The 24,189-nt window shown below is 45.9% G+C and carries 30 protein-coding genes; all 30 read right to left on the minus strand.

Annotated features, from left to right (window positions below; genetic code table 11):
* Window positions 1–326: 326 nt before the first annotated feature.
* Window positions 327–755: a hypothetical protein gene (locus WC639_04695; protein MFA6307074.1), complete on the minus strand. Its 429-nt coding sequence runs from the start codon at window positions 753–755 to the stop codon at window positions 327–329.
* Window positions 742–1,140 carry a hypothetical protein gene (locus WC639_04700; protein MFA6307075.1) on the minus strand — a complete coding sequence of 133 codons (399 nt, stop codon included), beginning with the start codon at window positions 1,138–1,140 and terminating at the stop codon, window positions 742–744. The genes WC639_04695 and WC639_04700 overlap by 14 nt, the downstream gene beginning before the upstream one ends.
* Before the next feature lie 861 nt (window positions 1,141–2,001).
* A complete protein-coding gene (locus tag WC639_04705; GenBank protein ID MFA6307076.1) occupies window positions 2,002–2,145 on the minus strand; it encodes a hypothetical protein in 144 nt (47 codons plus the stop codon).
* Between the two features lie 131 nt (window positions 2,146–2,276).
* A complete protein-coding gene (locus tag WC639_04710) occupies window positions 2,277–2,654 on the minus strand; it encodes a DUF1064 domain-containing protein (protein MFA6307077.1) in 378 nt (125 codons plus the stop codon).
* A 2-nt stretch (window positions 2,655–2,656) separates the two neighbouring features.
* Window positions 2,657–3,355, minus strand: a complete 699-nt coding sequence (locus WC639_04715; protein ID MFA6307078.1) for a hypothetical protein — start codon at window positions 3,353–3,355, stop codon at window positions 2,657–2,659.
* On the minus strand, window positions 3,348–3,584 hold the full coding sequence (locus tag WC639_04720) for a hypothetical protein (protein ID MFA6307079.1): 237 nt from the start codon (window positions 3,582–3,584) through the stop codon (window positions 3,348–3,350). The genes WC639_04715 and WC639_04720 overlap by 8 nt, the downstream gene beginning before the upstream one ends.
* Entirely contained in the window at window positions 3,581–4,150 is a 570-nt protein-coding gene (locus tag WC639_04725) for an ATP-binding protein (GenBank protein MFA6307080.1), read from the minus strand. The genes WC639_04720 and WC639_04725 overlap by 4 nt, the downstream gene beginning before the upstream one ends.
* Window positions 4,151–4,170: 20 nt before the next feature.
* Window positions 4,171–4,929, minus strand: coding sequence for a DnaD domain protein (locus WC639_04730; GenBank protein MFA6307081.1), 759 nt, complete (start codon window positions 4,927–4,929; stop codon window positions 4,171–4,173).
* 11 nt (window positions 4,930–4,940) lie between these two features.
* Window positions 4,941–5,273, minus strand: coding sequence for a hypothetical protein (locus WC639_04735; protein ID MFA6307082.1), 333 nt, complete (start codon window positions 5,271–5,273; stop codon window positions 4,941–4,943).
* Window positions 5,274–5,593: 320 nt separating this feature from the next.
* The gene (locus WC639_04740) at window positions 5,594–6,292 is read right to left on the minus strand and encodes a DUF5131 family protein (GenBank protein MFA6307083.1); all 699 of its coding nucleotides are present in this window, start codon (window positions 6,290–6,292) and stop codon (window positions 5,594–5,596) included.
* Entirely contained in the window at window positions 6,292–6,909 is a 618-nt protein-coding gene (locus WC639_04745) for a hypothetical protein (GenBank protein MFA6307084.1), read from the minus strand. The genes WC639_04740 and WC639_04745 overlap by 1 nt, the downstream gene beginning before the upstream one ends.
* A gap of 27 nt (window positions 6,910–6,936) precedes the next feature.
* Window positions 6,937–7,278: a hypothetical protein gene (locus tag WC639_04750; protein ID MFA6307085.1), complete on the minus strand. Its 342-nt coding sequence runs from the start codon at window positions 7,276–7,278 to the stop codon at window positions 6,937–6,939.
* Window positions 7,275–7,997, minus strand: coding sequence for a phosphoadenosine phosphosulfate reductase family protein (locus WC639_04755; protein MFA6307086.1), 723 nt, complete (start codon window positions 7,995–7,997; stop codon window positions 7,275–7,277). The genes WC639_04750 and WC639_04755 overlap by 4 nt, the downstream gene beginning before the upstream one ends.
* Window positions 7,998–8,033: 36 nt before the next feature.
* On the minus strand, window positions 8,034–9,167 hold the full coding sequence (locus WC639_04760) for a site-specific DNA-methyltransferase (GenBank protein ID MFA6307087.1): 1,134 nt from the start codon (window positions 9,165–9,167) through the stop codon (window positions 8,034–8,036).
* A 55-nt stretch (window positions 9,168–9,222) separates the two neighbouring features.
* Complete coding sequence (locus tag WC639_04765; protein MFA6307088.1) at window positions 9,223–9,465, minus strand: hypothetical protein; 243 nt, start codon at window positions 9,463–9,465, stop codon at window positions 9,223–9,225.
* A gap of 76 nt (window positions 9,466–9,541) precedes the next feature.
* The gene (locus WC639_04770; protein ID MFA6307089.1) at window positions 9,542–10,363 is read right to left on the minus strand and encodes a hypothetical protein; all 822 of its coding nucleotides are present in this window, start codon (window positions 10,361–10,363) and stop codon (window positions 9,542–9,544) included.
* Window positions 10,364–10,420: 57 nt separating this feature from the next.
* A complete protein-coding gene (locus WC639_04775; protein ID MFA6307090.1) occupies window positions 10,421–11,755 on the minus strand; it encodes a hypothetical protein in 1,335 nt (444 codons plus the stop codon).
* Window positions 11,756–12,818: 1,063 nt separating this feature from the next.
* Window positions 12,819–13,205, minus strand: a complete 387-nt coding sequence (locus tag WC639_04780; GenBank protein ID MFA6307091.1) for a helix-turn-helix domain-containing protein — start codon at window positions 13,203–13,205, stop codon at window positions 12,819–12,821.
* A 219-nt stretch (window positions 13,206–13,424) separates the two neighbouring features.
* Window positions 13,425–13,823 carry a site-specific integrase gene (locus tag WC639_04785; GenBank protein ID MFA6307092.1) on the minus strand — a complete coding sequence of 133 codons (399 nt, stop codon included), beginning with the start codon at window positions 13,821–13,823 and terminating at the stop codon, window positions 13,425–13,427.
* Window positions 13,824–14,407: 584 nt separating this feature from the next.
* Entirely contained in the window at window positions 14,408–14,611 is a 204-nt protein-coding gene (locus WC639_04790; protein MFA6307093.1) for a hypothetical protein, read from the minus strand.
* 9 nt (window positions 14,612–14,620) lie between these two features.
* Window positions 14,621–15,208 carry a hypothetical protein gene (locus tag WC639_04795; GenBank protein MFA6307094.1) on the minus strand — a complete coding sequence of 196 codons (588 nt, stop codon included), beginning with the start codon at window positions 15,206–15,208 and terminating at the stop codon, window positions 14,621–14,623.
* Complete coding sequence (locus WC639_04800) at window positions 15,189–15,443, minus strand: hypothetical protein (protein ID MFA6307095.1); 255 nt, start codon at window positions 15,441–15,443, stop codon at window positions 15,189–15,191. The genes WC639_04795 and WC639_04800 overlap by 20 nt, the downstream gene beginning before the upstream one ends.
* 156 nt (window positions 15,444–15,599) lie before the next feature.
* The gene (locus WC639_04805; protein ID MFA6307096.1) at window positions 15,600–16,190 is read right to left on the minus strand and encodes a hypothetical protein; all 591 of its coding nucleotides are present in this window, start codon (window positions 16,188–16,190) and stop codon (window positions 15,600–15,602) included.
* A gap of 527 nt (window positions 16,191–16,717) precedes the next feature.
* Window positions 16,718–16,888, minus strand: a complete 171-nt coding sequence (locus WC639_04810) for a hypothetical protein (GenBank protein ID MFA6307097.1) — start codon at window positions 16,886–16,888, stop codon at window positions 16,718–16,720.
* Between the two features lie 9 nt (window positions 16,889–16,897).
* Window positions 16,898–19,468, minus strand: coding sequence for a hypothetical protein (locus WC639_04815; protein ID MFA6307098.1), 2,571 nt, complete (start codon window positions 19,466–19,468; stop codon window positions 16,898–16,900).
* Window positions 19,469–19,470: 2 nt separating this feature from the next.
* Window positions 19,471–20,358 carry a hypothetical protein gene (locus tag WC639_04820; protein ID MFA6307099.1) on the minus strand — a complete coding sequence of 296 codons (888 nt, stop codon included), beginning with the start codon at window positions 20,356–20,358 and terminating at the stop codon, window positions 19,471–19,473.
* 397 nt (window positions 20,359–20,755) lie between these two features.
* Window positions 20,756–21,457, minus strand: a complete 702-nt coding sequence (locus WC639_04825) for a LamG domain-containing protein (protein MFA6307100.1) — start codon at window positions 21,455–21,457, stop codon at window positions 20,756–20,758.
* Between the two features lie 2 nt (window positions 21,458–21,459).
* A complete protein-coding gene (locus WC639_04830; GenBank protein ID MFA6307101.1) occupies window positions 21,460–22,536 on the minus strand; it encodes a hypothetical protein in 1,077 nt (358 codons plus the stop codon).
* Window positions 22,537–23,006: 470 nt separating this feature from the next.
* On the minus strand, window positions 23,007–23,396 hold the full coding sequence (locus WC639_04835; GenBank protein ID MFA6307102.1) for a YkgJ family cysteine cluster protein: 390 nt from the start codon (window positions 23,394–23,396) through the stop codon (window positions 23,007–23,009).
* Between the two features lie 26 nt (window positions 23,397–23,422).
* A complete protein-coding gene (locus WC639_04840) occupies window positions 23,423–24,127 on the minus strand; it encodes a hypothetical protein (protein ID MFA6307103.1) in 705 nt (234 codons plus the stop codon).
* Window positions 24,128–24,189 lie beyond the last annotated feature (62 nt).

Below are 24,189 nucleotides of genomic sequence, written 5' to 3' on the forward strand. Positions count from 1 at the left end.
GGAAGGGTAAAGGGAGCACTTACCCTTATCAGTCTTAATAGCTAGTTAAGACCTATCCCCACGCTGATAATTAAGTTAGGCCCGGGGGAAAGGAATAAACCCCGGGCCTTATAAAGGAGGGAGAGAGTAACGCCAGAGGAAAGCATAACCCTGACAGCCTCTTAAATGACGAAGGACGGCTCAAAGTCCGTCCTCAGCAACCACCACGCATTAAAACGTGGTGTCCCTTAAAACCAAGAAGTCCGCCTGTAGGTAACTACTTAGCGGACTCTTAGGTATCTACGTATTACTACCACAACAAGGCTAAACTGTCAATAGATTTTGGGTTAATGACACATATTTGTAGCCTTTTGCCATTCCTCACCGTTCCAAATCTTCCCGTACTTGTCTTTCATTACAAACGCTAACCAGAGCTGTTCCATAGAGATATAAACCACTGTTGTTGGCAACACTATATCAGGGAATATACTATAATGAGCTTCGCCATTTACCTCAGTAAAACAAACCCTTAAATCCATCATCTCTTGTAACTGGTCTTGTTGTAGTATCCAGATAACTTTTTCAGGGTTTGCCCCGTATGTAGATTCACCGTCATAGGCGTGTCCACTCCAAGCACCATTTTGCAACAGTCCATAATAATCACCAAAATCAAACTCGTGTGATGTTATTGGGAAATTAGCCCAATCAACTCTGTGTATTTTCTGTATCTCCGTTGCCTTTTCACACATTAAGATATATTCTTTACTTGTATCCATTTGCCACTTCCTTTCTACTTATTATACTACGTCTGCGATACTCAACCGTTCTTTTCCATTCTGAATACTTTTGCAGCTTACGCCGATTCCCGCAACAGTATGCCAGCGCCATCTTCGAATCATAATCCAGCGTCATATTGGCCTGAAGTTGAGTTACCAGCAATCTACCCGCTAGACCGGTGCGCTTTAACCTGAACTCAAGTTCTCCGGTAATCATAATAAACATTTCAAATGGGGCGTGTTGACCTGGTAGATGGTTACTGCCAACATATCCCGTTTCACGGGGATCATCCGGCCAGCCACCACCCAAGACGTTCTTAATTAACCAGATATTTTGCTCCCAAGTATAGTGAATTTCATGGGGTGCGTAGTATTCACTTATCATCGCTTCACGTCCTTATTGCTCTCCATAATTTCAGCCACTTCCTCAGTTGATTCGAGTGGCGGCAGTTGTTTTCCTGGTGGCTTTAATTTGAACCTGACCAATAGACACGCTCTGGTTGTCTCCGGTAACCTGTCCCATACCTGGCTTAGATTTCTCTCTGCAAAATCCGGCTTCATCTCACTCTCCTAATCCCATCGGGTAATCTTGAAGGGGAAGAATTTGCAGAATAGCCACCACTTGAGTTTGTTAATAAAATTCCTGGTAACATTGAAATTAAATGACACCAAGTAAGCACCTTCACCCATTGAGATAGAAAAGTTCGGTTCTGGAAGCGTGTCACAAATGACATACCCCGATGGATATTCAACCTTTATATCTGTCAATTTCTTTCTCCTTCTATTTCGTTTTTGGGTAATAAAAAAGAGGCAATTTCAACTGTCCGATAATTTCGGACGGTTTACTTTCGCCTCCTCGGTACTCCCGCTAGGCTGTTATTCTTTTACGTGGGCTTCTTCTCTGGTCTCACTATCTTCTCTCACAATGCGGACAAGGATACCGTTTTTGACCTGTAACCTCAGTTCTCCGTGACCTGTCCCCTTTACTTGCTGGAGCCTCCGCTTTATCCACTCCAACTCTGTCTCAATACTGATTAGGCTTTCACCTCATCATCGGGGATAAAGACGTGCGTTCCAGGTGACCATGAACCCTCCATGTGGTTTATCTTTCCATGTATGCCCCTTCTCCGTATTGCTTCCAGCATGGCAGAAGCTCCGGCTTCATAGCCCTGCTTATAAAATCCCATACCATCACACTCAGGGGTTAAATCAGGTAATCGCCAATTCTTTGGTCTCCATTCCTGTGTCATTTCTGCACCTCTTTAATGGCATTTATCTGCTTTACTAATTCTTTGAGATTTTCCGCAATCTCCGAAGGTGTTAATCCTTCAATCTCATAATCAAAATAATTACCGGATGAAGTAGAAACCGAACCCTTAATCTTAATCATCTAATCCGTCCCCTCTCTTTCTGTATTTTCTCTCTGCTCTTTTTGTAACCTGTGCCACGCTTCATGTGCTTTGTACTCTGTCTCATTTTTACTAACATGAAAACAGTTGTATTCGGTGCATTTAAGGTCTTTTAACATTCTGTAATCTCCAAACCATACTTTTCCTTGAATAGTTTAGCCTTGATTTTATATTCTTTAGTCTTGACCCCTTTACAGTCCTCGATGACTGGCTTTAGATTCTCGTCTAGGTACACGAAATCAGCAACATAAATTATGTCTTTTGCTACTGGGAAAGCCACCTGAAACGCTAAGGCAAATATCTTTTTAGCCTGGTGCAGTAACAGAAGTTCCCGGGCCCGCTTTGCTTCTGCACCACTGTCAAACGTCATCCCGTCAAGAGTAGTCCGCTTATTGTGGTACTTACTGACTGTTACCTTACCACCATCCACTAAATCAGGATTGGCGCGGGCTGTATCTTCACTTACGGGCATACCTGCTATTGTTGGCATATCTATCCTTCCAGAGACTTCAAAATTCTCACATATTCCTTTTTGGGTATCTTGATGTAAGTAACGGCCTCTTGAACATCTAAACTCCAATATAAACCAAATTCAGCCTTAATCTTCTCAATCACCTCTTGTCTGCCCTCTTGTCGGGCTTCAGATAAAGTTTCTTTCATATTCTCCCGCCAGCAGGAATCACAATCTAAAAAGGCTTGTTGTTCAGCCTGTGCTAGTAGTGGCTGGATGAGAGAGAGGATCCGGTCAATAACTATCGGAAGTCCTGCCTCTTGAATGTCATAGTGTGTGTAAGTTGCCCTTGCTATATATAAATCAGTTTCAGTTATTTGCTTATAAGGTTTGAATAGCTTGATTATCTCCTCTCTCACTGTCCCCATATCCACAGAGAGAAGTTTGGCCGGCTCGTAAGTCATAGCGAATATGTCAGGCTTGCAGGGATAAAATTCACCTTTGACACCTTTGATTATCCAGTCGCCCTGTTTTGCTTCATGTGTCCCTTCAAGAGTATCAATGAATAAACTGACATTCTTTTTCTCCGACTCCCAATCAGGGCATCTAGGATAATTGGGAGACATGAATACTCTGATTTCGCCCAGATTTGCTCCTGTCCACTGAATAGCCTCAATTACCACTGGTTTCTTTTGAAATTTCATATTATTCTCCTCATCACTCAAAAGTATTTCACTCATTCTTTGCCTCCTTTTTTCCTATCCTGACGTAATTCTGCCCTGCAATATTGACTACCTTCTTTTTGCCCGCCAGATGCGCCTTGACTCTACCCGCCCAGCTGCGGTATGTCGGGCAGTCATCACATTTGCCCCAGGTACACAGCGTCACATTCTTGGAGTACGGGCACGGCTCGCCTTTCTCCTCCCGGATTGGTACCTCTTTGCTGTCTTTATATTTCCCGCTGGTCATTTCTTCGAACCCCGGTAGCTTTTGCCCCTCAGTAACACTACCCGGCCGTCCTTGCAGCGATCCTTTGTCCGCTCCGGTATATCCAGCGTGTTGGTAGTGATGATGGTTTCCTTGCGGTTGATGTACCTGTAATCGACAATAGAGTCTAACCGCTCTATAGCCCAGTCGGTGCCCTTCTGCATCCCCATGTCGTCCAGTACCAGCGTGTGATAGTTCTTTGCCGTCCCCATGATGTAAGAGTAACTGCCCATGCTGATTTCCCCGGGACGCAGCCGGTCTTCAACTTTGTAACCCTCTCTTAAAGCATCGAGCAAGTCGGGCACCTGCCAGTATAAAGCGGTCTTGCCTTCCAAAATCCGCATCCAGGCTACCGACATGGCTAAGTGAGTTTTACCGAGTCCCGGCCCGCCGTAAAGCAGAAGCATTGGCCGCTCCAACTTCCCGGCCGTAAATTCCTGCACCGCTTTTAGAGCATCTTCGTTTTCGCCGCAGGCCTCAAAGTGTTCTAATCTCATGGTGTCGAAGGTTGCCTCCGGTATCCGTGACGCTCTTAATTTAATCTCCATGTCTAAAGGCAAGTTGCTAATCACAATAAACCCTCCTTTCTCGCTTGTGCTTCAAGTTCCGCTTCAGTGGGCAATTGGCCGGGACGCTTTTTTATAGGGTGTAGAAACTCTCTTTTAGACTTGAATCCTTCGACCTTCCAGCGTTCCAAAATAGACTTGATGTAGCTCAATCGCCGGGCGTTATGGTCACAAGCCTCCTGCGCGGCAGCTCCGAACCATTCGGCAGAATACTCACTTGACAGAGTTTTCAATGCCTCGGCGGTCATGGGATTAATCATCCCGATATTGTTTTCGTAAATTTTAGTTATTTCGGATAAATTCTTATCAGCAGCAGCCCCTTCCGCATGGATTGGATTAGGATTCGGATTGGATTGGATTGGATTACGGGGACATTTGCTATCATTTGCTATCATTTGCTTGCAAGTGTTATCAGGTGAGCTTATGTTGCCATCAGGTGCTGGGAATTTGCTACGCTTTGCACGTATCTGCTGGTGTTTCTCCCATGTAGCAAGTGCAAGGTATGCCTTATTGTCGACCTGGTAATGAATAATTAAATTAGCTTCAATAAGTTCAATCAGCCAGGCCTTTATATCATCATCAGTAATCCGGTCAATCCGCAAAGGATAGCACCGAGAGCGTAATATCTTGGGACCGGCTTCCATTCTGCCGTAGTCATCACAGTTGACCATTATGCGGTAGAACAATGTCTCGGCCTCTGCGCTAAGATTGTCAATGTTTTCACTGGTACAAATGCTCTCTTTAATAATCCGGTTTGGCATACATTCACTTCCTACAACATTCTCTTCTGGGTAGCTCCGGCCAGCTGCCGGTGGAAAGCTCTCTTAAAATCCCTGCGTCTTAAAGCATCGTGGATTAACCTGCTCTTCAGTGAGTCCTGGTATTCCTGCGCTTCAAGCAAAGTCTCACATAAAAAGTAGCCCTGTTGGCCCTTGACTGATGCGGCAATCGGCCAGCCACCGGCAATAAGTTCCCGGATGATTTCACGGATAACCCTGTCGTCCCGATGCCCGATAGAAGAAGCGATAGCGGCGCCGGTAATCGCGTTCTGCTTACCGCGGTGACCCAGGATAATATCCTTGACTCTTTCGTAATCCGATATCACTTCTTCTTCAATTCGCCTTTAATAGTGTGTTCAGACAGACATTCATAGCACATCAATTTGTGACAGCCCCAGCATGACCGCAGTCTCGTAATCCGGCCACAAGCGCAGCGTCCCAGCACGTGAGGTACATATACCCCCCCTGAGCGAATAGCGGATGAGCGCAAGTAGCCAGATCAATCACTTCTTTTCCTCGTTGGGGTTTTCGTGACAAATACTGCACACCCAGGCCGGCGCGCCGTAAGCAGTCCTGAGCCAGAACTCGGTCGAGCCACAAGCCCAGCAGGGCTTGACCGGCCTGGGTGGTACCGGAGTATCGGGCATTAACTCTTGACCTCTGGAAATTGCTGACGTAACTGCCTACTGAAATCAACGCCTCGAATTAAATATTCCAGATTATTCTTCAAGAAGACGGGTATCTTGCCATCATCGCAGGCCTCGACAATCCTTTGTATCCATTCAAGTTTCGGCGTTGTCTCTGGTTTATCCGGCGTTTGCTGGCCGATGATTACCCAATTGATACCAGCATTTTCAAGAGCCAACCTGAAATAAGCAGTTTCCATTTGACCGACCACATCACCGAGCAAAGGTTCAAACGAATAGAATTTAACCTTAGCCTGCACCTTTGAGAGATGTCTTTGAGCATCTATCCACATCTGACGATTAGTGCAGCTCACTCCCACCCAGCAGTTATCATCGAAGGCAATTGGCAGGTTCTGGGGTTGTTTTGTGAGAAAGATGAAGGTTAAGTCAGGGTATAACTCGCAAACATGGAACATATTGGAGCGCATTAATGGTGTTACCCATTCTCCAAATAATTCCATTGTTGAGCCGACAAATATTTTACTGCCAGCTTTGCAGGAATCCAGCATATCGTAGACACTCACATCCTCCCGGATAGCAGGATTCCAATGGAAACGGTCGTACATCCTTCTGGCATAGCAGTAGGAACAGGCCATCGGGCATTTGCCTTTAATTGGATTCATGGTGTGAGTACACCACTCTATTTTTGTTTTACCCATTAGGCAGTCACCCTCTGGCTGCTCATAATCTGGGCGTAGCATTCCAGCCACTTCATTTTCATGTCGGAGTACCAGTTATCGTTCCACTCCGGGAACTTCGGCATCTCTGCCTTCAGGACAACAAATTGAATGCCGTCAATCACGACTGGCTTAACCGGCGGTATTACATCCTGTGGGGTAATGGGCTTTTCCTGTTTTACCGGTTTATCGGTAACCGGTAATTCAAGTTTTCCCTTTCCAGTAGATACAACAGGTTTGATAGTCGGCACTACACCCCAGCGCTTCCGCATAAGCCAAAAGCCAGAGCCGGAGAATCCCCATTTCAACACTGTTTGGTGTAATCCCAGAGTGTTCAAATCGCTGATGATAGTTTGTTTGTTGGCCTCGTAATATTTGGCGAGGTTGTGTGTTCCCTCCGGTTTCGGTGGTATCTGATTGGTTACAGTCTCCATTTTTCTTCTGCGTTCCTCCTTCTTTCTGGATAAAAGTATCTTCTGGATTTCTCCGATAGCTACCTGCTTGCCGCATTGCAGACAGGAATAAATAGGCTTCCGGAATTCGTCCTCTGCCGGAAACAAATCACCGTGACATTTCGGGCAAGCATGGTTAAAGGTCATCTCTTGACACGTCCAGTGGTCATAAAGTTACTCATTCGTATTTGCAACCTCTTGACAAGTTGTTCCTTCTAACACGCTTCTAATCAGCTTCTTACCGTTCTCCCCTGGCATATCTTTTATCTGTTTGAGTATCTTGTCAGGGTCAGAAGAAGTAACCACCCCAGCATCAAATAAGAGGGTAATTATCCCTTCCTTAATACAATCGGACTGTGTGCTTTTACCCAGATAAGTGAGTCTGTAATAAGGTTCATTCCCATAGGGGACTCTAATTTCTAACTTATCAAGGTTGATAGCTTCCGGCTTCTTAAATTCCAGAAAGGATAAGTCTAGATTGACGGGCTTTATTGCTGTTAGCCATAATAACTTCATCGTTTTATCCACCAGTTAAATAATTCTTCACCTGTCTTTTGGGTTATTGGCGTACCACGTTCTATGCGTTTCTGGATGTAGTTATCACAAGCAAGTTGCCATAGACGGACTATTTTGGGAAACTTTGAAACAGACAGTTTTATTTCATCCTTACCAGCGTAGGGACACAAGACACAACCGATGCGGGTGAAGCCCTCGGAGTAAAGCTGACAAACTTCCAGTTTACGTTCATAGATGTACTGCCATACATCGGAATCCTGCCACTTGTGAATCGGTAAAAGCCAATATCCACCACCGTTACCGTGTTGTTCCTGAAAACATTTATAACCTTTACGCTTATCAGATTCAGCACCACGCATACCTAGTATTTTTGTTCTGCCTTCGCCACCACATTCTTTAATAATCCGACAACACCAGCGAGCATTACGCATGGGTAGCCCGTTTCTCATTACATGGACATTCCAGAAGTTCTTAGCGTGGTTCTCCCAAATCACTTCGGGATAATTCGCTTTGATAAAGTCTCTTATCTGTGGTGGGTCTATCGGTGATACATTGTAGTAAGCCTGAAACTTAACCCCTGACCGATTAGTCAGGTCATAGATAACAACACTATCCTTACCACCACTAAAGCCCAAATAATAGCCCTCTGGTGGCTCATAAGCCTGTATTAGCTCTATGGCTAATTGGTCTATGGTTTTATTTTCAAAGGTTAATTGCATTAGCCAGTTCCTTTATTGCTGTTAGATAATGTAGATTCATTTAGATAACTCCATAACTTGTTGTTTATTACGTTCAATTATCAGGTCGCAGTATTCCGTTGATAGCTCATAACCAACAGACCGTCTTGATAACTTAGAAGCTACAAATAGAGTAGTGCCACTTCCAGCAAACGGGTCCAGAACTAAGTCGCACTCTTTACTGGCTGCCTTAATACATATCTCAGGTAACTTCTCAGGGAAAGTAGCAAAGTGTGCTTCACGGTATGGCTGAGTAGGAAAATCCCATACAGAACGGAGATTACGACCATTTGGATTAGCTGAGAAGAATGATTGGTTAATACTATTATCTGTCTCGTTCAATTCTGTGTATCTACCACCGTTTATCACTCTGGTTCCAAAACGGATATCATTAAGTGTTGTTTGTTGGATAGGTTCTCTAACCGCTTCCATATCCCAATAGTATCTGGCTGATTTAGTGAGCATCAGAATATACTCATGCGCTTCTGTTGGCCTGTCCTTGACCGATTCCGGCATCGGATTCGGTTTATTCCAGATAATTACAGACCTGACCCACCAGCCATCTTCCTGCGCGGCGATTGCTACTCTAAATGGGATAAGGCAAAGGTCTTTGGGTTTTAGAACACTACTATTCCAGACGGGTTTTTGCCGTTCCCTACTTCCGGTATGGTTTTTATTAGTTGTTTTAGTATCCCCATATCCTTGCCCTGAACCAAAGTAAGTGTCCCCTACGTTCCAAAACACCACACCGTCTTTTCTCAGTACCCGTCTAATCTCTCTTAGTATTTCAATGGTATGCTGGACATATAACTCAGGTGTTGGCTCTAATCCGTAAGCACCACGCCAAGCATTACAGACTTGACAGTATTGGCCTTGTGAATTAGCTTCTTTAGTAATATCAGCCGTTTGCGTTCCAACTAAAGTTGACTTGTCTCCGGCATATCCTTTTTTGTGAATTATTTCAGCTCCCCACTCATGCTCATGGTGATTAGTGCTGCCCCAAATTAATTCCTGATTACCGGAGTATTTTCTTAATCCCCAATAAGGCGGCGAAGTTACGCACATCTGTATTGACCCATCCGGCAGCTCCGACATATCTGTACAGGACTTGTTGTAGACTGTGCGTAAGTTATCATGGTAGTAAGGTTTCATTCCTAATCCTCATCAGTACCTTAATTTGGCAGACGGCCAAAAGGCCGTTTCGGATTTACTTCTCGGTATCAGGAATATTCAGTGCCAGCTGCGGGCTATCGAAGAAGGCATTGACCGGATGCTCATTAGCCACTGCCAATAGAAGTCCGTCAAATTTACCCGGCTCACAGTTCACTTCAAAGGTAACTGTGGTGACCACATGAGCGCCGATAACTTCTCCCTCTTCGTCCTTATCCTCCACCACCTTTGCTTTGACCTGCAGCTTCTGAATTCCCCGTGCTTCTGTCTTGAGTTCCATTCGTATCCTCCTTTAGTACTTTTGGCGAATTAGATTGTGTTAATAAAGGGGAGTGGTTAGCTCCCCTCAGTGAAACCTATCCTTTAGGCCACAGGGTATCTTTAGCTTCTTCGACCTTGACATCGGACTCTGTTTCCTGTGCCTTTGATTTGCTTCTAGGTGCCCTGATTTCTGCACCATTACACCAGTCCCCATTGTCCAGTTTATGCGACCACCACTTCCGCCCCTCTTTGTTGAACTCCCGCATCTCTACGTTGTGGATAGTGCAGAGCTTGGTAGTCGGTTTAGGTTCCGGCGTAGTCTCCGGTGTTTCATCGTCTACCACTACCGGCCTGTCGCCAATATCTTCAATGTCCTGGGTAAAGACATCGGACAATCTGCCGGCAGACAGAGAAGCATCTACTAAGGCTCTCTTCTTCGCCATCTTGAGCAGGGTGTTGACCTGGCTGAAGATATCCTCATTGTCCAGACGGTAGACAGTCCAATGCCCGCCGGACTTGCTCTTGCGTTCCTGACGTGCCAGCTTGGATATATCGGCATCAGGAGGTAAATCCCTATCACCTACCCAGCGATAACGGTACTTCGACTCATAGGAGTTGCATTCGCCCAGACCTTCAGAGATAACCACGCCGTCTCTGACACTGACCAGACGGCATTTAATCAGGTAGGAAAAGAAGGGTTTATTCCAGTCCTCAATCTTCTCTACCACTTCATAGGTATCAGCCAGCCCCAAGAGCTTGGCTATCTTCTCAGCGCCGGGCTTGAGCAGGGTGGGCTTGTTGGTTCCCGGGATAACGCCATAATCATGGTTCGGCACCATGCAGGCGTGTACCAGCTTCTGGAATTTGTTGACCGCCTCGATGCCGTTCCTGAAGGACTGCTCATCGGGCAAGGTCATGGCTTGATGGTTCCCGCTGATTACTACGCTTCTTTCGTTCACTTTTATCTTTCTCCTTTATCTCGCCGTTACTCTTAATGATTCTTCTTCATAGACACAAATACCCGGTATACTGCCACCCGCCTTGACCAGTTTGGTAACCTTTGCGGCATCAATAATTTTGTATTGGTCAGGGACAGCGGCGAAGTCCACCACTTCCCACTTGGTTACCTTAAAAGTGCTGGTAGTTCCCATGTCCGTCTTGACCCTGGACACTGGAGCAGGCGCTACCACCGGAGTAGTATCAATAGTTATCTCGCCGGTACCGTTGAATTGGGCTTCCTGCCGGGCGAGCTCCGCTTTCTTACGGTTGATTTCTTCGGCCTCCGATTGCCGCTTCGCGACTGCAGCGTTGTATGCCAGCACTTTCTGCCGGGTTACCTGATCGGCTTCCTCCAGTGGTGACATGATGGAAGAGAAGGCAGCATTGACCGCGTCCACATGGGCTTTGATAGGCTTGAGATAATCAGCCTTCTTTTCGGTTAATGCCTTCTTAATCTTGGCGATGACTGACAGGTCATCGGTCGCCGGTTTCAGGTCGGCGTCGCCAACAATCATCCGGGCTACCGCATAGTCCCGAATACGGCGCGCATCAGCGGATAAGGCGATAACTGCCGGGTCATGTTCGGGACCTACTTTGATTACTGCGGTGGTTTTATTAACCTCGGCGAAGGCTTCGGATAAAACTGTTTTGTTAATAATTCTAACTGGGCCAATTCCCTCGGTTGTTCCCATCCTTTGCAATTCAGCAATGTTGTAATGCAAGCCTTCAATTCCATGCCCCCGATGCCACTGGCATAATTCCCGCTGGGGTATGCGCTTATCGGGATTGGTATCGTGGAACGCCCCGGTTATAATCTGATTGAGTGGCAATTTAGGACACATACCACAGGTGCAAACAGGATATTCAGGAGGCAAATTATCTGGTTCTTGTTCCTCTTCCGATTCTTGTCTTACTTCTTCCTCCCCAGTACGCCAGGCGTTAATGTCACGACCTGACGGCGTGGATTCCAGTGGTGTAGCATCCGCTTTCTTTTCGGCTGCTGTGCGAGTATCGGTGAGCGAGCCAAGTGGCTTAATCTCCTTCCAACTTTCATCACAGGACTTACCCTCCGGTATGGCCGGCTGTACCTTTGACCCCGCCGGAATAGTCTTGACCTTGTTGATGAAGGGCTGTATTTCCGCCTGCGGTACATCAATAGCAGTTACCACTGCCCGACCGGTGGTGTCCTTGACCGGAACGACAACCTCATCCCCTACCTGCAGGGGTTCCAGGGAGAAGTAAGAATATTCACTGAAACTTTGCTTTTTGGTACTCTGGTCAATAATGTATTTGACCTTAACTATTTGCACTGTTCCTCTCCTTTCTCGTTAGACAGACTTTACCTTTAACCTTTGGCTCTGTAGCCGATGTACAGCAATACTTCCCGCTCAACATGGCTCTCTTATCACACTGGCTACAACCTTTACAGTTGGACTCTACAAACGCTCTGGTACGGCGAATGGTGAGGGTCACTACCTGTCCCCTCTTTCCGGCGCATCCGGTAATTGATACAGATGTCCCTCGACACAATCACCGCAGGCGTTTTTGTTATTCCGTTCCTGACAATCCACCTGATTACAGACTGTATTGATTTTCCGTGCGATTCCTTCAGCCATGCTAAGATAGTTGCAGGTTGTTAATTGATGCGGATAATCGCGTTGGTTTATCGGGCAGGTATCACAATCATCTTTACCCTTGCTATGGCACTCCTGATATACCTTTACTGCTTCTTGAAGTTTCATCTTAGTTAACTCCAAAATCACAAGATTCCAGTGGTTCTATGGGTCGGGTAGTTCCAATCTTCCAAGCTATAGCGGTTTCCTTTTTTAAGTCCTTTGGTTTGCAGATGATAATTAACCTTTTCACTTACTTTTCTCCTTTATTGATTAATCCCTGGATGTATTCATGCCAGATGTTACAGTTGGGACACCCCGAAGATTCCTGACAAGGATTAGGTTTATTGACCGGACATGGTTGCCCTTTCATTTAGTTTCCTTGTGGACGTACTTCTTGCCACAGTGAGGGCAAGGGATCCGGCCATAACCCGGCCATGCTGAAACGTGGTTAGCCTGATTAGGACAAGGCTTTAACAAGAGTTCCACGTATTCCCTTCGCGGCATAGTGTTAGTTACCATTGTTTCCACACTCCTTTTCTAAATGAATAAGCGGAGATGCAAATACAGGTGTGGGCTGTAAATGCAGAGCTCCGCTTAAACGAATAAAGCCTACCGTTTAATATTCCGGCAGGCTTAGATTCCCTGAGATTCTTCACTTCTACTACCCCCACACTGTAGATTCAGTTAGGAGTAGTATAGTCTAACTTGTGTATGTTTGCAAATAGACTAAGTTACGCTAGTACCGAAGTAGTGTAAGTTAGCCCATTACATATTTACACAACTCGCTGTTTCTCACTGTAGCTCTCGTTTTCTCGAAATTGCGCTTTCCTTTACCTGGATTAGCTTTATATTGTCGGACTCGCTCAGCTAAGACAGATTCGTCAACATACTTTTCGTTGCGGGTTTCCACTAAAACAGGTATTAGTCCACGTTGTACCCAACGAGAAAGTGTCTGCTGTGGTATATCGTATTTATGGCTTGCCTGATTAATACAAATACCACCAACAGGGGGTTCCGGTTTTGGTTGTCTTACTGGTTTCTCTTTCATTTTCTTAACAAGACTTTCCGGGCTGATGTCGGGGTACTGCGCTAAGAGTTGCTCGGCATAAGATATATCTATCTCTTTCCGTTCTCTTGCCACCATAAAGAGCCTCCGCATACTATATTATTGTCGCAGATAGCTCACAAGTAAATAGTTCTAATACCTATTTTCGGACTAAGTATTTTACTATATACCCACTAAGATTTTCAGTCCGCTGCTCTACCTACTGAGCTACCTCGGCGGGAGACTCGCCCCTATTCAATTTGACTACATTATAACACAATCGGCCAATACGTAAAATAGGGATACTACCCAACAAGACTATTTGAAATCTTCACCTAAATACCGTGTCCGGTTGACATACTTTAAAGGCGTGTTCTTGCGGTGGGCTTCGCTTAATACCTGCGTCCTTAAATGGCGGTACTTCATGGTGGTTTGGATACTGGCATGACCCATTATCATTTGTAGGGTACTGTCATCATTACCCGGCCAAAGTGAGCCGTAGGTATGTCTCAAAGTATGAGCTGTACCAGGAACATGAGCGTTCTTAAAAGCTTGGCCAATGGTATACCTTAAATACCAGTAACCCCAATTTAACGGCAGGTTGGTTAACATGGCATGGTAAGTTTCCGGGCTAACTGGTACTACTCTTTCACCCGTTTTACCCCTGACTTTAGCGACAAAGCCCCATGGTGTCTCGTCGAGGTCTGCCCGTTTCAAGTGGAATAATTCACCAACACGGCATCCGGTATCAGCTAAAAATAATAAGCAGGCTCTTACCTTGGCTCTGTGAGGAAATGAAAAAAGTTGATCCAGCTCGTCCGGTGTTAAAGCGTGGGGATTTTTGCGCGCCCGTTTCGGCGGGTCGAGAAATTCCAATGGGTTATCTATTTTGTAGCGTTTCTTTAACCAGCGATAAAAGGCTCTCAGTGCTCTATAATATCCGTGTCTTCGTTCGTCTCCCGATAGGCAACTGGCAAGAAAAGACTCTATAGCATCCGGCGTTGTTGGTAACTCCTGATACATAAATATAAGGTTCTTGAGTATATCCTGATACCAGCGAATAGTTTCAGAAGATAAACCCTTCGCCTTGCGGGATATTATAAACGCTCTTAATGCATCGCTGGTAAGCACACAGTAAATTATAAACTTTAAATCAATACGTATCTACTTGTTTTCGTCATGGTACTTTTGCCTAAAAATACTCTCTCAAAATATTCTTACCAGATTTTTACCAAAATATCCACTAACAACAACAGGTGGGAAGTGGGATAGTCCCACTCCCCGATAACATATTTGTTGTCTTACTTTGTTTCCGGCTCTTTGGTAACCGCGTCATTAGTCAGGTAGCGCAGTATCAGGTTTAATACAGCGAGAATAGCTGCCTGAATTGCCGGGTTAATCCATGTCTCTCCGGTCAGTCCCTGCACCACAAAGATTATCAGAGCTAAGACGTTGACCCAGAATGTCTTGCTGGTGAGTAGTTTCCCCCAGTCAATATTGTTCATAAGACCTCCTTAAAATAACTTGGGATAATATTGCTTCAGGCTCTCCGGCATTTTATCCGCCAGGTAGCGGTAACATTCAGCGTGTCCCTCGACCGGCGTGGTCGTGCCGTAGGGGTGCTGTTGGAGCAGTAAGGTAATTAACGGGTCGTTATTATTCCGCAGCGCGTTAAATGTACTCTCGAACATTATCCTTTCCTCATCAGTCAATAAGGCGTAGGAATTGTGCGCCTGCTCGTGGGCGATGACGCCAGAATTTAGCCACTCCGGACGGCAGGCAAGGTGTCTTATGCCGTCCTGCTCCCATGTCCCGGCAGGATAAGAGATAGTATCGTCCACCTTAATATCTATCTTCTCCGTCCAGAAACCCCAGAACGGCACCGGTACTTTATAAGAAGACAGCCAGTTTTCCAGCGCCTTGTTAATATCTACATTGTTGATATTCTTGGAGTAGTCTGGTGGTTCTTCGGGATAGGGCAAGGTCAGCGGCGGATCCGCGGGGGTTGGTTCCGGTGATACCGGTGGTACCGGCACGTCTTCTTTTTCGTCCTGTTTGTTAGCCTTAAAAGCTCTTAGAATATCAAGTATTAGCCGGCACATCTTCCACCTTCAAATACGATATTTTGGTTATCGAGCCTTTGGGAATAGCAATCGGGCTGTGAATATCTCCGTTAGTAATTGACTGCGTGGGGATAACCACCACGTCTTCTTCACGGAATTTAATAATGCCGATGGATATAATCTTGGTTATCCGGATACCGTCCAGACTGTCCGTGCCTTGCCACCCGAAAGCTGAGTAGCTGTCAGTCCATTCAACCATTGCAATTTGATTCATTGTCCACCTGCCTTGTGGTGTCCATAAACTCGCACCACTTTTGTATCCTGTGCAGACCGTGAACACTGCCCATGCCCTGGGACTTTAACCATTCTTGAAAACGGGGATATAGTAGCTCTACTGTCTTATTCCTGACCTGAGTTACAGTGTCAGCCATTAAATTTCCACCCTCACCCGTGGTCTGCCCTCTCCTGCTAAATGAATAATCGGACATTCAAGGTCGTTGGGACTAAAGCCACCTCTTTCCGCGTAACCTCCCCATTTAACGTAACTGTTAGACTTAATCAACATCTTGCGCTGCGCTACTATCTTGCCGGTCATAAAGCCAGTGTCAGGGTCAATGTGCGCCCTCTTATCGGGGTAGAGATAAACAACCGGCGCCGCATTAACTACGTGGTCGTGGCTCATAATATAGAAGTCGGCATGAATCCAGCTTGAAGTTCGTTCTACCTTGATGGCTTTAGCGGAGGAAGTCCTCGCGCCGCCATAACCGTGTGTCATATAGCACCAGTAGACATAGGGTTTATCTTTGACGTGATTGTTTCCATCGCCAAACATAATCTTGAGCAATATTCCTTCAGAGCGGTAAGGAACTTTTAAGGCTTCAGCTATGTCTTTGGAGATATCCAGCCCAACGTCATTATAAATTCTGGCTTCATGGTTGCCCGTAACCATACCCAGTATTTTATCCCTGTACGGCATGAGCGTTGATATTATCCAGTCCCGCTGGTCTTGGGGCGTACCCACCTGTTTATAGACTTCACCTTTGGAAGTTTTCAGAGCGGACTCGCACAGGTCGCCAACTAAAACAAGGTAAGTATCAGGCTCTTTGGCATAGGATAAGGTATCGAGAAATGTTTTCTCGGAGAATAAGGGATTGCCGTAATGAACATCGGAGATAGGTCTAAGTTTGAGGTTCTTGAGATTAGTAGGTAACTGTCGGGCAAAGAATCTTAACTCACCCGGGATAGTCTCAGTAACGATAAGACATCACCTTCTTTTCTGGACGCTTGGGATGCGTCTGTTTATTTCATGAGAAATAATTAACCGGCTATTAAGTTGCCGACTCCAAAACCTATCATCCCGCCACTACCTAAAGAGATACAGGCTATGGCGATTACCTGAAGCCGGAATTTGTAAAAAGCTGCCGCCAGTTCATCATGCTTCTGGCATAACCCCTTGTTCCCGTTGCCACATACAATAGAGTGCATTTCCACTAACATATCGTGGTCTGATTTCGGGTTGTTACTCATGTGGGCAATCTCCTCGCCTATTTATTCTGGTTTCTTTTCTTCTTCTATCATCTGGGTTAGTAACCGGATTTCACCGTTCAGCATGACCGCTTCCTGGAGTAGCTGCTGTTTCTGGGATTCCAGCGCATTGATTTTAGCCACCATCTTCTGAGCCTGTTTCTTCTTAGCTTCCAGACGTTCTTGTAAATTCATTTATCTCCTTTAATCTACTGAAGTGATAATGCCGCCGTTGACATAGATATGATGACCGGAACCAATGTCTATTGTGGTCGTAGAACCAGCCAGGCCCGAAGCATAAAAGGCAGTGCCATAGACTCTAGTCCATGGGACATCGCTAGTTCCCAGATAACCGCTGCCGTAAAATGATACAGCTTGTAGAGTCAGGCTATAACTGCCTGCATTTAGGGCAATATTAGCCCCGTCTGCCGTGATATTGACTCCGGCGATGGCTCGTAAATCAAGCTGGTTATCAGTAGCACCGCCACCTAAACCGCCGGCATAGATATAGATACCGCCGTTAGTGTTGTTACCTATCAGCAGGTCATTGGCGAGGATGGCCAGACCGCCATTGTAAGGATAAATATATCCCATGACGCTTGTGTTGTATTTGAAGATGATATTTTTATCAGTCCCAGAGGAAGTGCTGGTAAGAGTCAATCCGGATAAATTAAGTGTGATTTTGCCAGCCATAGCAGCTATAGAACCATCACTGCCGAGATAGCACTGTACCCCTGTTAAATCGTCAATATTTGCTAGTGCTTTCCATGTATTGTAAGCTGTAGAAGTAGCAAAGGTTCTTAGTGCTACATGACCGCCGTACATACTAGCCCCATAAGTAGCATCCAAGACTACGCCAGTCTGGTCGTACCATTCACCATCCTTTACTGTGGCTGATAGCTTCACATGACCGGCTGAAAGGTCGGTTGCCAGTAGGTAGCTGTAAGTTCCGGTAACCACCTGGTCGAGTATCACCATGCCGTTAGCGTCAATGGCGGTAGACTTCACCCGCTGAAAGGTTGTTCCGTCCTGAATATCATCCTGGCTGAGTGTAGTCAGGTCTATTTGTGTGGCCTTGATATTCTCAACGTAAAGGTCTTTGACTGCCAGCTTTTGAAAGAACTGGCCTATTCCTGACGGGTCGCTTTCTAACTGGCTGAGTAATCCCCGTGAAGTGTACCAGCCGCCGAAGCCGAAGGTCATGCGCCATTCTTGCTTTTGCAGGTTTATCTTCTCGTGTATCCAGCCGATATTGCCGGTTCTGCTCTTACCTTCGCGGGAATCGTAAATCTTGACGTAATCTAAGACTTCCGCCCCGACATTAATCGGGACTTCACCGCTGCCTGCTTCGGCTAACATCTGGTATTTACCCAAAATAGCGGTAGCGATACTGGCCGCCTGGACGTTACTGTCTAACCTTAGGTTAACCGGCTCGACAATATATTGACCTAGAGCATTATAGGAATCGGTATCGGTAGCCGTTCCGGCATACGCCGGTGTATCATCAGCCTGGCTTTTGACATCAATCTTATTGGGGATAACCAGACGCTTGCGGTAGGCTTTGGCAAAGAAGGTATGGTTCTCATAAGCGACTTCAACATAGACTTGAGTACAACGGGATACCTTGGTAATAGCACCGCCGCCAGACTTGCACTGTATTAGTGATACGCCAGCTTGCAGGTTATTAATATCAGTCCATGTCCATGCTACCCCTGACTGCGGGTTGGTCGCCCAAGTTTTAGAGTATGTTACCCATGTGGCATATGTCAGTGTAAAAGGGTCGCTTTCGTAGGCCGTCCCGCCTGTTTTAATAGCAATCTTCAAAGATGGTTGCACAGGTACGCCACCGGCATAACCACGAGCATACACCTTGACGTATTTAATAATACCCTGCCCGCTGACATTGTTTCCCAGAGCATATAAGTCACGTAACCATGAGGCAGAGAGGGTGTAAACATTAGTCGTTGCATCATCCGCAACTACTTCGTCTACCTTATCAAAGTGAGAATCAGCAGCAGGGTCTTGATTATCAATATTGGTTTCATCACCGGCGCCGCTCGGCCGGACTGTTTCGGTCTGAATCTCAAGAGCATACTGGTAATCGTAGGTCGTTCCGGCAATAGTCGGTACAAATATATGTATATGGCCGTCATTGCCAAATCTGACAGCGCAGCCGGTATAGTCGAGTAATCGCCTCAACGCCGCTAATCGTGACTGCCCACGATACACACGGAAGCCGTCTTTGGGTAGGTAAACATCAATCAGGGCATCTTCTGAGTCCCAATCCACGGTGTAGGTGGGATAAGAGGCAAAAGCGGTCATCGTGCCATCGAAGAGGTCAGCGATAATACCTTTGACAGTTAATAAATCGGTACTGGTCGGCTCGTAATCCGATTCGGCCTTTTCTTCTGCCAGTAAATTCGGTATGCCGACACATTCCAGAACACAATCTAAAACACCCGGGGCGGAGTTTAATTTCTGGGACATAACCCACAGCGGAGCGCAGGCGGAATATTCGTCCCCTGCCGAAGTGGTAACACCACGGGACAACTCTACTTTGAATCCCTGTAAATCCAAATCGGTGAACGTCTTATCAGAGTTATTCAGGTAGATAGTGGCTTTATGACTAAAGGGTTCTTCTTCGCGCGGGTCTACTTTGCTAATGCGGGTACGGTCGTAGGTATAGGTAGTTATCCCATGCGTCAGTACGGCCTTAACTAAAACATTCCGGGGATTCTTCTGCCCTGAAATTAAAGTATCTGAAAGTGTTCTCATAATTAATCCTTTGAGTGACGAACGTATCTATCAGGTATCTGTAAGCGTCTTAAATCGGCTTTGGCTTCGGCTACCAGACTTTGCCCTTTTAGGGTGTAGGCTTGCCAGTTTGCCCCAATCGGCATACTGGGTAACATATAAATGCCGTAGTCCTCAATCAGTGATCCGCTTACCCACTTAATCAAGACTTCCTCCAATGCCGGGGATAATGTAGAATCCGCTAGAGCTAAAGTAACCACATCATCAACATCGGCAGCGACAACTAAACCTGGAGTAATGGAAACCGTTGCCACGTTAGCCGCTATAGTGGCCGTAGCTGTGACCATGTACTCGGTAGTATCTCCGGCGATAGTTAGCTTGGTGTACTTATTGACGGTGCCGGTTCCTAACGATTTAACAACTAATGAGGTAGCAGCAAGCGCACCTGCCGTACTTACCGCCCCTGCCGTATCTGCCGTGCCAATAGCTTCTTGTAGAATATGCAGACGGTCAGGATAGACGTAGACAGTCTTTGAGGCATCGGGTATGAGATTCAGGTCAAGAGAGACTATCTTACCCCGTTGATAGAAGTTGCGGAATGACTTTGGCTCGTAATCCAGTTCATAAATGGCATACTCTACGCCGTCAGCCTGGGCTAGTTTCACTAAATCGTCAGCGTCCCAATCAGTGAGGATAATGTCGCGGGTCGTACCATCAGTGGTATATGTTCCTCTGGTTGGTACCGCTCTATCAGAAGGGTGTCTTTCGGTAGTCTTGAGAGGTACAGCATAGGAGATTTGCTTTAGAATTGCCCCCATGTATTCAGAGATATAGGCATCGGAATAATAGGTATTGGCCGTATCACGGAGTTTATTTTCTATTCTGGATAATATTTCAGCGTGTGTTAGCATTTATATTCTCCTAACAAAAGAGGGGAGTGTTAGTCCCCTCTCGGATTCGGATTCATTAGATTACTGTATTGGTTCCGTACTACATGGTTTTCCGTCATCGTGGTAGCAGAAATGGTATTGGTATATAGCACTATCGCCGTAGATAGTTTTTAACTCTGATATGACACTATCTCCGCCGTCTACTTCATTGGTAACATCAATCGCCGCTACCTTCTCATTTAGTTCACCTGTTTTCTGATATGCTTCAGCCCACTTAATCATTGTTCTTTTCCTTCAAGTTGAACCGGACTACTAACTTAGTAATGACGTTCTTAGCTTTAGCAGAAGCGTTATCAGGCAAGGTTATAAACTCGGTCTGCATTTTAGGGATAGTTTTACCTTCGTATTTCTTCATAACTTAGACTCCGAAAAGCGAGCGTTCTTGTGCGTAATGTTGAGCTATTTCCGTAGTGGTTAAAGCACGATTGAAGATTCTGACCAAGGCTACTTTCCCTGTTAGTATTCTGGTGGCATCGGCTGGATTTTTGCCTATTTGTACATTAGTAGCAGCGTAAGCTATTGGTCCGGCAGCGGCAGTTCCAGCACCTACAGAAGCCCCGTTTTCGTAAAGGTAAACAGCAGAGCCGTCATACACGCCAGTTAGATGTATCCACTTACCAGCAGTACAGACATTCCCTTGCTTTTCCGGTGCTGAAGCTCCATCTTCAATATAGAAACTTGATTTAGTGCTACTAAACCTTAATCCCCAACCTGTAAACCCGGCCGCCTCGCAGGAGATTACCTCATCAATCCATGCCGCCGCTAGAGTGGTGGGATTAACCCATGCCATAACTGTAATGTTGGCCGGTTGCAGACTGGCATGGCTGGTAACTGTAACAACATCATCCGTACCATCAAAACTCAGTTCCCACAAGCCTTTAGAGTTTCTTGTCCACAATGCCCCGGTGATTGTGCCGTGATTGGCATTACCGGAGAAATCACGGATAACAGATGAGTAGGCATCATTCTGACCTGGCAACCACAGGACAGTTGAAGCATCAGGATGGAATTTGACTAACGAACCACATTGCATATATGGTTTTTTAAGTAATTTCTGCATGGCTAGTCATCCATATCGGCAGTCAGTAGAATGGACATTAAAGAAGCATCCCAATCTGTGCCGGTTTTATCAATGAGTACCCCGTATAGTTTAGGTGAGTCAAAGGCCATTGGGAGACCGCAACCTTCACCTGCTACCGTGACTGCAAATGACTGTCCTGTGCCTACATCCTTCATGGCCGGAAAGTTTATTGAACCAATAAAGTAAGGTATATCGGCAGCTACTGGACATACCCCGGCAGCATTATCATCTAATTCACAAGTCGGGGGTGCGCTGTAAAGCTGTAGTTCTGTAAGCGAAGTTAAGGCAGTTTTGGCGCAGGTTATTATTGCCTTGGTGATATATCCCGTTCCACTAAAGTCAAAGTCCCAATCCGTACCCTCGGTATTGTCGGCATCTTCACAAACCACATCATCGGCAGAATGAGCCCCATCAACGATAGTCTTAGTAGCTAGAACTGTCTTTCTGTGATTAACAGGAAAAGGCTTTAGTTCAATCTGCTCATTATTAATTTTAATGTCAGCGACATAAGCCGATTCAAAAGTACCGGATGCCTCCCATCCATAGTCAAAGGTTATCCGGTAAATCGTCCATGACTTAAACAGCGCATCAGCCTGAAACTGCGCCCATGTATATTGTGTGCCAGCGACTAAAGCTGTACCAGTGGTATTCTCGCCATAGTAGAACATCCCCGATGTAGCCGAAGTGAACTCGCTGGCATCCCAACCCGCAGCCTTTTCAACCGTAGAACCCAGTTGAGTAATTTCAGCCCTCTTGTCAAAGTCGGTAGGATTGTGAACCCAAATAACCATACCGACACCCATTGTTTCTTCATTGGTCATATAATAAGACCATTCAACCGTCTTTAGTTGGGTAACTAGCATTTCGTTGACTGGGATATTGATTCTAGCCCAATCATCACCAGTCTGCACACCGCCGTACAGTTCCGCTAGCCAGCCACTAGAACCTTTCTGGTCCAAAGGTGAAGTAGAACCCCTAATCCACATCGCCTTGCCGTTATTGGCCGAAGCCAGAGTAGGCTTGCCAAATTTACTTGCTAATTTAATTTCAGTCGCCATTTTAATATCCTCCTGTGCTACCCATCTAAGTCCAGCACTCGCTTTTATTAGAGGAGTATAGTTATATTCAAATAAAATGAGGGGGAGATTTTCCGGTACTCCCCCTCCAGGATTCAGACGTACCTTATATTCAATTGGATATAAGTTCTACCGTCAGGTCGTGACAGGAATCGTCATTGGATGTTTGAGTTATATCGAGCCTTAAAGTAGAACCAGCCCTCAGAGTATTCATGGGTATGGTTGTCCATGTTTTCTCTGTATCGTAATTGTTAATGGATGGTCTAGTATTGAAGATGCTTACCCCGTCACACAGTATGTCTATTTCGGTAGGGATATTCCCTTTACCCGGGATACGTACTGACATTTCCACTTTGGAAGGTTCAAAATCCTCCTGTAGTTTATATGTCCCTCCTACCTGTACTTTTGTGCGCGAGATATTACCATCAATGTACCAACGTATTTTTTCCACGCTATACCTCCTTGGTCATCAGCTTAGTTGCCGGGCATTGCTCTGAAATCTTTGTACTCGCATCAGGTCTAATGCCTAACGGGTACATCCGGCAAGCGATAGGACGCTTATCATAGATAGAACATTTATGTTTTCTTTTGTTGTAGAAGTGGCACGGTAGTTTCAGCGCATACCAGTTGCCAATCGTAGTAATATGCTTGTAGATATGCTTGTCCAGCTTCTTTAGTGCCTGGAACTCATGCGCCCACAGCGCAACACCCACCCCTTCTTCACAGCATTTACCGCATTTTTGGCATTGGAAAGAAGTGCGAAAATCCCTTATGGTTTTTTCTATCTGGTCACTAATTTCCTTAGCTTTTTGATGGTCTGCTTTTTCTAGTATTTCTATCATTAACTACCGTGCCTTTCTTCTATGATTTACAGTACGTCAGCCGGGTCTAATTCCGCCCACTGAATGTAGGGATGGAACACAGCATCACTGGATGCAGCACTCACGTAGTAAATCATGGCCGCACCAGAGGTCATATAGCGGGGGAACCCTTCTTTAATGAAGTTGTATTCCTGGTAGAGACCTTTAGCGGTGATACCCAGACCGGCAGTAGTGCAGGATGCGTCAGCCATAAGAGCCATGTGGTACAGAACACAGTCGTTAGCTGTATCCAGAGCCGACACGGTAACAAGGAACGTAGTAGCCACACCCTTGACAATCGAAGCTTGCGGAGCCGCTTTGGTCGGGTTGGTAGCATACAGGCAATTCTTGGCATTGACATCAGTACCAGTAACCGCCAGTGACACGCCCATAGCACCCGAAGAACGGGTAAAGATTAACCATGAATCAGGAGCCGCACCGCCATCACCTTCAAACATGACCTTGAACAGAATGGGGACTATAATCTTGCTCGAAGAACTGGGGGCAACCAGAGCGAATGATGCCTTGACATCATCAGGAGTCAAGGCAGTTTCAGCCTGAGAGTCAAGTCCTGTAGACTGTAGCGACTGACCGGCCTCAAAAACCTTGCCTTCCGCTACCCATCTGTAATAACTATCAAGAGTTACTGCATCTCTATTGGCGGTAGTCCGTGCGGCTACAGCCACGCTATTGTTATTCTGGAAATCAGACATTGTAAGTTTTCCTCCTCTTACCTTACAAGTGAACCTGCGTTAAAATTCCGCAGGTTGTTACA

This window comes from Patescibacteria group bacterium, assembly GCA_041662965.1.
Taxonomy (GTDB): Bacteria; Patescibacteriota; Patescibacteriia; order Patescibacteriales; family GWC2-42-12; genus JACPHD01.